Genomic DNA, 13145 nt, shown 5'->3' on the forward strand with positions numbered 1-13145 from the left:
CTCTTTATGAGAAAGTTCCTTTAGAAATGACTCTAATGATTCTAAACTTCCTAATTTATCATTTATTAAAATTTGATTGCCATGTGATATTTGAACTTTAATTGTTTTTGAGTCTTTAGATATTTCAATCCATTTTTTTTACATTCTCATCTGGTTCATATTGAATTTGAGAACTTTCATTAGGCTCTATTTCAATATATTCCTTTTCAGCAAAATTGTAAAAAAGAACGGCAATAATTGGCAATACTAATAAAGTACTTAGCCAAATTCTGGTTTTTGATGTTTGTGTTTTCATAACTGTAAATCGTTTTTTGATTGATGAATAATTGATGGCACTCGATAAGTGATGATTTTGAGTGTTTGATGAAAATTGTAATAAAATAGTTTGGTAGGTTTTAGCATCCGAACCTTGTTGTAACACGGCTTGATCTGCTAAGAATTCGTGATTTAGTTTTACATGATGTTTTAAAATGTAAATCAAGGGATGAAACCAAAATGCAATTTGAAGCAACTCTAGGATTATAATGTCTAAACTGTGTAATTGCTTGGCATGGGTTTCTTCATGTAACACTACTTCTTTCGGAATGTGATTAGATTCATACCTGGTTTTATTAAAAAAGATATACCTAAAAAAGGAATGTGGAATGAGATTTTCCTGCAATAATACATAAATGAAAGAGCGGTTTTTTATGGTTACATTTTTAGAAATGCGACGCTGCATTTGGAAGAGATTATTTAAAAATCGTAAAGCGAATAACAAGGCTCCAATACCATAAATAAACCAAAGCGTCGTTTCTAAATCAAAAAAGGAAGGTTCTTCGGGGATTTCAATAAAAGCAGGTTCAATGTTTATGAATGTTGTTGCCGTTTCAAAAGTGGACACTGTAGGTTCAACATATTCCGTTATGGTTAATTTTGGAATGATTAAAGCTAAAGTCAAAGCACCCAATAAATAAAACCGTTTAAAATGATGCATGTTTTGGCGTTCTAAAAAGAGTACATAGACCAACCATAAGATGACTAAGCAAACCGAAAATTTAAGTAAATACGTTTCCATAATTATCTGTTTTTAATTTCTGTGTCTATGATTTTCTTTAGTGCTTCTAATTCTTCTTTGGTTAAATCGATTTTACGTGTAAAGAAGGATGCAAATTGCGAAGCACTATCATTAAAAAAGGTTTTAATGAGTCCGTTGACATGCTTAGAAAAATAATCTTCCTTTTTAACGAGCGGAAAGTACTCTCTCGATTTTCCGAAAGTTTTATAATCTACGAAACCTTTACCAATCATCCGTTTTAATAATGTCGCAACAGTTGTGGTGGCTGGTTTTGGTTCTGGATAGAGGTCTAATAAATCTTTCATAAAGGCTTTTTCGAGCTTCCAGAGGTGTTGCATTAGTTGTTCTTCGGTTTTTGAAAGTTGCATGCTCTACGTATTTAGAATTAACTCTACAAATGTAGAGAATAAATTTTATTCTACAAGTGTAGAGTTTAAGTATCTATTAAGTCTGTAAATAATATTTAGAATTTTTAAATGTAAAAAGCCTTATGATTTACAGTAATCATAAGGCTTTTCGTAATGTTATAAGCTTCTTGTTTAGCGCTTATTTATTTTGATAATTCTGTAAAATATTTATAGAACCACGGAATAGTTTCGATACCTTTTAAGTAATTCCATACTCCAAAGTGCTCGTTTGGTGAGTGAATAGCATCGCTATCTAAGCCAAAGCCCATTAAAATAGTTTTACTCTTTAATTCTTGTTCAAAAAGCGACACAATAGGAATACTTCCTCCACTACGTTGTGGAATAGGTGTTTTACCAAAGGTTTGCTCATAAGCTTTTGATGCTGCTTTGTAACCAATACTATCAATTGGAGTGACATAACCTTGTCCTCCATGATGAGGTGTTACTTTTACGGTTACTCCTTCGGGTGCAATACTTTCAAAATGTGATTTAAATAATTGGGTAATCTCTTCCCATTCTTGATGTGGTACTAAGCGCATTGAAATTTTAGCGTAAGCCTTACTTGCAATTACGGTTTTAGCCCCTTCGCCAGTATAACCTCCCCAAATACCGTTGACGTCTAACGTTGGTCGGATAGAATTACGTTCATTTGTAGAGTAGCCCGCTTCACCATACACTGCATTAATATCTAATGCTTTTTTATAAGCTTCTAATGAAAATGGAGCTTTTGCCATTTCTGCACGTTCAGCATCCGAAAGATTTTCAACTTTGTCATAAAATCCAGGAATGGTAATATGATTGTTTTCATCGTGAAGCGATGCAATCATTTTTGTTAATACGTTAATCGGATTTGCTACAGCGCCTCCATAGAGTCCAGAATGTAAATCACGGTTTGGTCCTGTAACTTCAACTTCAACATAACTTAAACCTCTTAGTCCTGTAGTTATAGAAGGTACATCCTTTGCAATCATGCCTGTGTCTGAGATAAGAATAACATCATTGGTCAGTTTATCTCTATTTGCAGCAACGAATTTGGCCAAGTTAACACTACCAACTTCCTCTTCACCTTCAATCATGAATTTTACATTACAAGGCAATTCATTAGTCTTGGTCATATATTCTAAAGCCTTTACATGCATATACATTTGACCTTTGTCGTCACATGCTCCTCTAGCAAAAATGGCTCCTTCAGGATGTGTTTCTGTTTTTTGAATGATAGGATCAAAAGGAGGTGAATTCCATAAATCTAAAGGATCTGGTGGTTGCACATCGTAATGTCCATATACTAAAATCGTTGGTAATGTTTTGTCTATAATTTTTTCGCCATAAACAATAGGGTACCCTTCAGTTTCGCATATTTCAACGAAGTCACAACCTGCATTTTCAAGGCTTACTTTAACAGCATCAGCCGTTTTTAAGACATCACCTTTGTATGCAGAATCCGCACTAATTGATGGAATTTTTAATAATTCGATAAGTTCGTCTAGAAAACGATCTTTGTTGTCGTTGATATAAGATTGTATCGATTGCATAATTGTAATTCGGTTTGTAACAAAAATAGGAATTATAAGAAGAATAAATTAAGCAATAGTCAACTTTAAGTTTTTATTTAGATGGAGTGTTTGAAGTTGGTATATTGAATCAATTCTACTAAAATCAATTGTTTCAGATGCATATGGAATAAAATGAATTGATGTAAAATTCTTGAATATTTAATATTTGATTATTAAAACTATTGTTTATATTTGCATCCCAATATTTATTGGTTGAATGCAGGCGTGGTGGAATTGGTAGACACGCTAGACTTAGGACTTATCCAAGGAAAAGTTGAATAATTATTGAAATGCAGGTGTGGTGGAATTGGTAGACACGCCAGACTTAGGATCTGGTGCCGCGAGGTGTGGGAGTTCGAGTCTCCCCACCTGTACAAAATCCGAAGAGAAATCTTCGGATTTTTTTGTTTAAAATTGTTTCAAAAAAACGTCAGGTACAACATAGGTACAACATTTTGTTATTTTTTTAAATTCATTTAAATTGATAGTATTTCAATACAAGTTGAGATAAAGTTTATGTTAAAATTTAATTTGTCATTGAGAATAACAATACTTTATTAATCAATATTGTTTATAAAAAAAAGTAATTATATACTGTTTGCCTTTTGTCTAATACTCATCAATAAAACTTAAGTCTGTAAATAATATTTCCCTGTTCTAAAGTTTTCGTTTGGTAAAAATGTAAATTATTACCAAACTTAGTCTTCTACTCTTAATATGGGTTAAGGAATTAATAATAAGTCTTTTAAATATTAACTTGAATTCAATGATGTTTAGTGTTTGTGAGTTGTTTGTATTGTTTTGATAACCATACAAATAGTAAGGTTCAACCTTACTATTTGTATGGTTCATTTCTGATTTAATTAAGGTGTTTCATCTATTTTTGGGTTTTTAAATATTTAGGCAAATTTATAGTGAAAACATATCAGACCATGAAAACCAAATTGTTTTTAATTTCAGTTATTTTTAATGTTCTTATTATTAATTCTCAAGACGGAACAGGTCCTGATTTTGAAAATTTTAACAGATACACGCAAACTAATTTCTCTACACCAGAAGTTAAAGCTTTTGAAAAAGTTTCTTTAATTCCTAATAATCTGTCAACAGGTAAATTAGGATTAGTAATCCCAATTTATACGATAAAGGCAGGGAGGTTAACTTACCCAATAAAAATTAGTTATAATTCTGGTGGTATTAAAGTTGATGAGCAAGCTTCAGAAGTTGGTCTAGGTTGGAATTTATCTAAAACGGCTATTACTAGACAAATTGTAGACGGAAATGATTTTGATAATGTAGGGACTCAATGGCTAGACCCTGTTGGTGGTGGTATATCGTTAAATGATTCAGAATATCAAGAACATGTTGACGTATTGCTTCATGATCAAAAACATAGAATGGGATATTTTCTCAAAAAGGCTGAAAATAAAAAAGCTAGTGTTGGATATAAGACAATAGATGAAATGCCTGATTTGTATTCTCTTATCTCTGCTGATGGTTTTACTACTAAGTTTTATTTTTCTAATCCAGAAACTGCTCCTGTAGAATTAACAGAAGGAAGCTCTATTATAAGTGGTGATAAAATAAAAGAGTACTATCCAAACCCTCAATATGATACAAATATTTTGTCATCTTTATATTATTTTCCGATGTATGATTTTGGAAAAATTGAAGTTACAAGCAAAGATGGAATAAAATACACATTTGAAGATTATGATGTTTCTATATCTAATTCATATGAAGCTCCTACCGGAACAGGTCTTGATTATGTCGGCTACCTAGCTGTTCCTCAGGTTTCTTCGTGGCATATTTCAGAGATAGAGGATTTATTAACGGGAGACAAGATAGAGTTTGAATATCAAACATATAATGCAGACCCTTATTCTGAAAGTACATACGTTTCGGGAGTTGCTTTGCAACCGGAAGCTCTTATAGTTCATGAGTCTATTAAAACGATCCCTAAAAGATCTTGGTTTAATGCAAACTTCAATATGTGTACTGCTAGACATATGAAGGCTGGTTACGAATATGATAATCATAAAATGGTATATAAAAGACATAATTACACTCGTTTTTATGTTAAGAATAGACTAGTAAGTATAAAGTTTAAAGGTGGTAGAGTCGATTTTGATTGGGGGGCAAATAGATTAGATTTGTATAACACGAAAATATTAAACAATATCAGTGTTTACAGCAAAGAAGATGGTTTTACAATTGCAAATAAACTTATAAATAGGTTCGATTTTACCTTTGATTATTTTGATTCAGGTGGGGTGAATTATTATAAAAGTAAGCGTCTTAAATTAGAAAGTGTTAAAGAAATGGGAAAGCCAAGTTATGTGTTTTCTTATTTTAATGAGAATGACTACTTTCCTGAAATTACTAGCAATAAGAAAGATTTTTTAGGGTACTATAATAGTGCTGTAACCCAAGGTCAAGGTTCGCATATAGTACCTAATCTCTATTATTATCCAAATCAAAACGAAAACTCCATATTGCCTTTTAATATAGCGGGTGTTACGAATTATCCTATATACGGTGATTATAGCGATATACCTACTTTGTCTGATGTAAAAAGATGGTCGTTGGAATCTATAAGATACCCGACAGGTGCAAGAACTAATTTGATTTACGAATTAAATGAAATTAATATATTTAATCAAAATGTAACTACATCGGGATTAAGACTTAAATCGAGTACCATAATAAACGAAAATGATACTGTAAGAAGTATTAACTATTCATATATCAACACTGATGGGTCTAGTTCAGGAACTTTAGTGAATCCACCAGATTATGGAAGACCAACAACTATTATTACTGGACAAGCTTGGGATCCAGGCTTGTCAGAATGGGATAGTGCATATATTTATGATACTTTTATTATTAACCAATATCCCAAAATTGATGCAGATTTAACTAATGGTAATTATGTGTCCTATAGTAATGTTAAGGAAGAAGAGTCAGGTAATGGTTATACTCTATATTCATTTATTTCAAATGAAACTGATCCTAATGAGTATATTAGAGCTGAACCAGGTCAAGAACAAATAAATTTTTTTACAGGAGGAAGTATGTGTGAAAGCCGTTTCGCTATAAGAAATAGTGCTTATGGGCTTGATTTTTATACCGATAATTCTTTTAAGAGAGGTAAGCTACTTTCTAAAAAAATATTTGATGTCAATTCTAACATAAAGCAAGAAACCATAAATGTTTACTCAGAAAATATAACTTTCGAAAGTGAAAGTTTTAGAAAGAGATTTTTTAGAGGAAAAAACACCTACGTAAATGATGCCAATGATGATTTCGAAAATATGATAGATATAACTAAAACATATAAAAAAAATACTCACAAGCTCATAAAATCTAGGAACTTAGATTATTTTAACGGAGAAATCGTGGAGGTAAGCGAAGATTTTCTATATAACAATATAGGGTTATTAACGTCTAACATAAAGCATATAAATTCTAATGAAAGTTATATAAATAACTACAAGTATGTTAATGATACAGATATTTCAGAAACAGGGATTTCTCAACTTCATTTAATAAACTATCTGTCAGATTTGGTTGAGAAAGATGAAATTTATAATACTAATAATTTAAACGAAAGCATAAACGGTTTTAAAAAAGAATATAGTGCTAATGGATTTGTAGAAAAAATCTTTACAAGTCAAAAAGGTAATCCTTTTGTGAGAGAATTTGATTTTGATTCCTATGATAGTAGAGGCAAGCCTAAACAATTTAAAGATAAATCGGGAAAAATTACTTCCTTATTTTGGTCAAATGATTTGCTACTAGCAAGAGTTGAAAATGCAACTTACAATAGTATTAAAAATTATATTCAGACTAATAATGGCTACAATATTGAAAATTGTGAATCGGGAAACTGTGCTCAATATTTTTCTGAAACCCTCAAATTTGCATTCCCAAATGCTCAAATATATTCATATGCCTATGATAGTGCATTAGAAAATGCAATTAGCGTAACGGATGCAAAAAATGAAACCTTTTATTATATATATGATTCATATGGCAGGTTGATACACGTTAAAGACCAATATGGTAATTATTTAAGTTCAAACGATTATAACTACAAACAAAACTAAAATAGACATGAATAAGTTACTATACATTTTAGCAGCCTTAACAGTGTCAAATATGGTTTTTGCACAAACAGACACTAAAAATTATATTCTAACAACAACTTATCAGAAAGAGTTTAATGGGGGATATGAAGATTATACTAAGACTTTAAATATCCAAGATTTGTTTTATTATAATCAAGGTGCGGACCTTTTTAATGCTCAAGTACAAGCCCAAGTAAAAATTGTGGATAACATTTTAACTTTCGAAATACAAGGACAATGGGACTCTAGTTTGTTTCGATTAAAAACAGGTTCTATTGCCCAATTGAACCAATCATTACAAAGTGAGTCGATCGAGCTTGGTGAGTTGCAAGCGCAGAACGGTTCTACAGGCTATTTTGCGAGAATTAATAATGGTGTTTTAGAGTTTTACCAAACTAACGAACAGCTAAATGCTGAAATAAATACTTTAACAACTATAAATTTTACACCATCTAGCCCAATTCAATATGGTACTAATTTAAATTATATTGATTGTTTTGGAGGAGTTGGTTCTGTTAATGGTTCTGGGAGTATTTATATAGAGAATGATGTGATTACTTTAGATTTAGACGCTCAATTAAATCAGTATTGTAATATTAAGTTAGGCAATATTCAATATCTCAACACTTCATCTCAAATTCCGGATACGGAATTAGGATATTTAATTAATAGCTCAGGCGGTCAAACAGAATATAAAGCTAAAATAGAAAACAATTGGTTGATCTTTTACTCAGATACTTTAACTATTCCAAATGAGATACAGTACTCTCATTCTCATAGTTTAATAAGTGTCACCGGAGATGAAAAAAATGAAACAATCACTTATTTTGACGGACTTGGTAGGCCTGTTCAAGATATAGCAATTCACGCAGGTGGACAAGGACAAGATATTATCACTCCAATAACTTACGATGATTATGGTAGACAAAATATAGATTATTTACCTTATTCTAGAGATATCTCATCGTCGGATTTTGAAGAGGTTTTAAACTTAAATACTCAATATTTAACAAAGTACCCTGACGATTTTAATTCTTTTACAATACCTAATCCATTTGCACAAACTGTATTTGAAAAATCCCCGTTAAGCAGTATTAAAGAAAGAGCAGCACCTGGTTTTGATTGGAGATATGACCATGACAATGTTGTAACAAATAATATTCAAGTTCCTATACCATTGAATTTTTCCACAACGGTTGATACAAATTTGCTTAGTTATTATCCGAATAGTGGTAGTACGTTAGGTCAAATTAATTTGACTGTTAGTAATTCTGAAATAAATATAGTCTTTGATATGATTATGCAACAACAAGAATTAAAAGTTGGGCAAATATTCTATTTAGACACAGCTCCTTATGTTATAGACAACTATTTCGTAGGGCAACTTATAGATGAACAAGGTGTTTTAATTCCTTATTTTGTGCAAATTCAAAATAATTACTTGGTTATTACAACGACTGATTCCAATTATAGAGTAGAAGGCTTAAATTGCACCCTTAATTTATCTGTTGACATTCCTCCTGCAGAATATATAACTTATCAAACAGAAGAATCTACAAATAATACAATTAGGTATCAATATGGTACAAATTCTCACGATAGTGATATCAAACATTTTGGTGTTGAGTTTATTGGTGACTCACAAGAAACTGAACTTGTGTACATAGGAAATTATTCAGCATCTCAACTTTATAAAACTATTATAAAAGATGAGAATTGGCAACCTAATCCAAACCCCAATATTATAGAGAAAGATAATACATCTGAAGAATATAAAGATAAATTTGGACGCATTGTTTTAAAGAGAGCTTACGAAAATAATATAGCCCATGATACATACTATGTCTATGATAAATTTGCAAATCTTACATACGTAATTCCTCCATTAGCTTCTGATGGAATATTAGAAATGGGAGGTCAAGGATTTCGAGTAGCTTCCCAAGTTAACTATCCATGGACAGATTTTGCTGAAGTAGATTTAGCCTTTGCTGAAAATTATAATAAGAAATTAATAGAGTATAAAAACGAAGATTTATTAAATGCCGATTTAGAAAATGAGTATGGTGGACAAGGGGGATTCACCGTTTCTACTTTTGAAAATAGTGACTTAGTTACTTTAAACTTTACATTCTTTGCTTCCAAAGGTTTGTCATTAAAGCAAGGAGAATTATTATCATTGAAAGATTTTGGGAATTTTAAAGATACTGAATTGGGAAGTATTGTTGGAGATGATTTTAAATATTTTTTTATTATAAAAGGAAATGCAATAGTTATTGAAAAAAGTGGAGAAGGAAAAGGGGAACTCACAAGTGTTAACGAAACTTTTAGTAGTGATACAAAACTTACTTATTCACAGGATTATCTATGGACGACTTATTCTGATGTGGATTCCAAATTTGCTTCTGAATTTGAAAAAACTGTTAGTAATTTAGCTAAAGAAACAAATCAAAGTATCTTAAGTACATTTGTAGAAAATAAGTATGGTGCTCAGGGGGGACTTAATATAAGTATTGATGATAGTGATATTATAACAATAAATATTAATAGCAGATCCAATACACCGTTAAAATTAAAACAAGGATTAGTGATTCCTTTAAATACTAAACGAAATATAGGTGATAGAGAGTTGGGAAGTATTTCTGGATCTGGGTATGATTATTATTTTGCCATACGTGAGAACAGTCTTTTTATAAATGGATATGGATCAATAAACAATTTAAATACTGTTTTTACAACTCCACCACCTCCGTCGCCACCTAATATTACACCAGGAACGGTTGGCGGTTTGTGTTATATTTATCATTATGACAAGAGAAATAGAGTAATAAATAAAAAAATCCCAGGTAAGGGGTGGCAGTATACAGTATATGACAATGTAGATAGACCTATTCTTATTCAAGATGCTAAAATGAGATTAGATAACCAATGGCATTTTACTAAATATGATGTATTTGGTCGTAAAGTATATACGGGTATTTATACTTATATTCCTACAGGTTCAGAAGCAAATGAACAATTAGAATTACAGAGTCAAGTAGATGCTCAAAATAACCCAAATTGGTTTGAAAATAAGATTTCTAATTATCAGACTATTAATGGAGTTGATATTTATTACAGTAACTATGCCTTCCCTAATGATGCTAACCTAGTTATTCATACGATTAACTATTACGACGATTACAGTTTTGATATTCCTAATGAGTTAGGTATTTTTCAAAACACCTATAATCAAATTTTAGCTACAAATACCAAAACTTTAGCAACAGGGAGCAAAGTTAGAGTGCTTGGTACAGATAATTGGATAACTAGAGTAAGTTATTATGATTATAAAGCCAGACCTATTTATATAACTAGTTACAATTCTTATCTCAACAGCATCGATAAAGTAGCCAGTCATCTAGATTTTGTTGGTAGAGCTAAGGAAACTAATACAGTACATGTTAAGGACAGTAACGACCCTATTGTTGTTGAAAATCGTTTTACTTATGACCATGTTGGTAGGTTATTAACACAAGTACAGGTTATTGGGAACAATGAAGAACTTATAGTAAACAATCATTATGACGAGTATGGGCAATTAGAAAGTAAAAATGTTGGTGGTATGGTAGCTGCTTCCACTCCCGAGGATTCTCAGGGATTACAGACCATAGATTATAGCTATAATATCAGAGGTTGGTTAAAAGCAATAAATGAAGGTACTACTTCTGGGGATGATTTATTTGGTTTTAAAATTAACTATAATACTCCAGAATATATAGGAGTTAAAAGTTTGTTTAATGGGAATATCAGTGAAACTTATTGGCAAACTGCGAACGACCATAAATTGAGGAGTTATGATTATCATTATGATGCATTAAATAGAATTAAACTCGCCAATTATCACGGTAATTATGCATTGGTTGCCAATTCTAGTGAGACGGAAGATTACAGTGTTTCTAATATTAACTATGATAAAAACGGTAACATAAAGCAATTATGGCGTTCGGGTTTAAGAGTTGAAACTAATGAGATTGGCCTTATAGATGTTTTAAACTACACCTATGAACCTCGAAGTAATAAACTATCGGCTGTTAACGACTATACCTCGCAAGATGGTTTTGTAAATGGAAGCAATCAAAATAATGAATATATTTATGACGTTAATGGTAATATGACTAAAGACTCAAATAAAGGTATTGTAGATATTCATTACAATCACCTTAACTTGCCAGATTATATCTCTAAACCAGAGTATCACCAATCATATACAGAATACAATAGTATTAATTATACCTATGATGCCTTGGGTAATAAATTAAGGAAGAAAGTGAGGAATCAAAATAATTATAATGTATCTTATGCTATTACCGATTACAATGGTGATTTTATATATAAGTACACCTCAAATAGTTCAGGTTCTACACCAGCAAAGCTAAGGCAAATCCAAATACCTGAAGGCTATTTTGAGATTGTTAATCCGTATGGCGGTTTATCTAGTGGTGAATATGTATATGAATATAAAGATCATTTGGGTAACGTTAGACTGTCCTACTCGGACAGTGATGATTCAGGTGATGTGGATAGTTCAGAAATTTTAAAAGAAAGTAATTATTATCCCTTTGGCCTTGAACATGAAGGATATAATAATGTTGTGCAAGGTGTAAGAAATAATATAAAAACCTATCAAAGTCAGGAATTTACAGAAGAATTACAATTAAATACTCATGAATGGAAATACCGCGTCAGTGATCCTGCAATTGGACGATTTTGGCAAGTAGATCCACTTGCTGAAAAGTATGAATGGATGTCGACTTATCAATTTTCTTCTAACCAACCAGTTCATGCACGAGAGTTAGAGGGTATGGAAAGTATGGCTGATCATAGTTTGCGGTTACAAGTTGCTGAAAAGCTATCAAAACGAGATGGAAGCGACTTAGTTGAAAACTATAAGGATCTATATAGGGCTGAAAATGGGGCAATGGATATTGTCAGTGCTTTTAAATCATTCTTTCCAGAAAATGGGGCTGCTAGAGACTTAATCGATCATTATGCTGGTGAAACAGGTACTGAATATGAATTAAGCCAAAAACAACTTATAGAAGTCTATCCATTAACAGATGGAGGTGGAAATAGAATTGATCTAAGCCTTAGTAATTCTGATTTTTTAAGTGTAGGTGACTTATCTCCGGGAGAAAGCAAACCTTTTAAGGATGAGGTTCCTGTTTATGCCGGTACTGCTGGAACTCTTGGGAATTTTACTTTAACAAGAGAGGGTGAAATATCATTAAATTCTGTAACTGGGTTGAGAGAATTTACTGGAACTTTTAAGTTTAACGATATTTTTGACTTTAACGCAGCCGACCATAGGGCGTGGAATGTAGAGTTACAAGTAACTATAGCAAGAAATTTACTGCCTGGTATTCCTTTTAATGTTTTTGGTAATTTGCCTGTAAACCAAATTAATGGACGAGATGTTACAACAACATTTAATAATATTACTATCTTTCCTGCAAATCAACCTAAGCCAGGACCAACTGAGGAAAGGCAAGATGAAACTGACTAATTATTAATCTATAATTCATTTATGAAAGTAATTAAATTAAAAAACCTCTTGCTACTTTTATTAATTGTTAATTTTAGTTGTAATACAGAAATTAAGATAAAAGATTATTCAGAAAGGTTGAAAATAGATTTTCCGGCGGACATGAATTTAATCTATTTTAACAGGGAAAATCAGTTTCAGGATTATAGTATTTTATCAATTTACAAATTGTCATTTAACCAAAAAAACTTTTTGTTGGATGAAATCATTGGAAATTTATGTAATTCTTTAGATGAAAATGTGTCTAGTCATTCTTTACATTGGCACCGGTGTGATGATTTCTATTCTTATAATTATACGGATCAAGAAAAAGGAGTAATTATAAATGTAATATTTGTTGCGAAAAATAATATAAGTACTGTAACAATTCAGGAAATAAAGATTTGACTATTGTTTTAAACTTGTTTTTTAAAATGAAAG

At 31.3% G+C, this 13145-nt stretch carries 6 protein-coding genes and 1 tRNA gene; 4 read left to right on the top strand and 3 right to left on the bottom strand.

Features of this window, described 5'->3' with window-relative positions:
• Positions 1-124: 124 nt before the first annotated feature.
• The 3 genes from ACXGSQ_RS05450 to ACXGSQ_RS05460 form a co-directional block, all read right to left on the bottom strand.
• A complete protein-coding gene (locus tag ACXGSQ_RS05450) occupies positions 125-1057 on the bottom strand; it encodes a M56 family metallopeptidase (RefSeq protein WP_458628614.1) in 933 nt (310 codons plus the stop codon).
• A 2-nt stretch (positions 1058-1059) separates the two neighbouring features.
• Positions 1060-1425 (bottom strand): BlaI/MecI/CopY family transcriptional regulator, encoded by a 366-nt coding sequence (locus ACXGSQ_RS05455; protein WP_458628615.1) that lies wholly within the window; start codon positions 1423-1425, stop codon positions 1060-1062.
• Positions 1426-1607: 182 nt separating this feature from the next.
• The gene (locus ACXGSQ_RS05460; RefSeq protein WP_458628616.1) at positions 1608-2996 is read right to left on the bottom strand and encodes a dipeptidase; all 1389 of its coding nucleotides are present in this window, start codon (positions 2994-2996) and stop codon (positions 1608-1610) included.
• A 313-nt stretch (positions 2997-3309) separates the two neighbouring features.
• Between ACXGSQ_RS05460 and ACXGSQ_RS05465 the strand changes: the two genes are divergently transcribed.
• From ACXGSQ_RS05465 to ACXGSQ_RS05480, 4 genes are all read left to right on the top strand, one after another.
• Positions 3310-3391 (top strand) — tRNA-Leu (locus ACXGSQ_RS05465).
• 558 nt (positions 3392-3949) lie between these two features.
• Positions 3950-7123, top strand: a complete 3174-nt coding sequence (locus tag ACXGSQ_RS05470; RefSeq protein WP_458628617.1) for a hypothetical protein — start codon at positions 3950-3952, stop codon at positions 7121-7123.
• 7 nt (positions 7124-7130) lie between these two features.
• A complete protein-coding gene (locus ACXGSQ_RS05475) occupies positions 7131-12686 on the top strand; it encodes a DUF6443 domain-containing protein (RefSeq protein WP_458628618.1) in 5556 nt (1851 codons plus the stop codon).
• Between the two features lie 21 nt (positions 12687-12707).
• Positions 12708-13112: a hypothetical protein gene (locus ACXGSQ_RS05480; RefSeq protein ID WP_458628619.1), complete on the top strand. Its 405-nt coding sequence runs from the start codon at positions 12708-12710 to the stop codon at positions 13110-13112.
• Positions 13113-13145: the final 33 nt, after the last annotated feature.

Source organism: Winogradskyella sp. PC D3.3 (assembly GCF_054366245.1).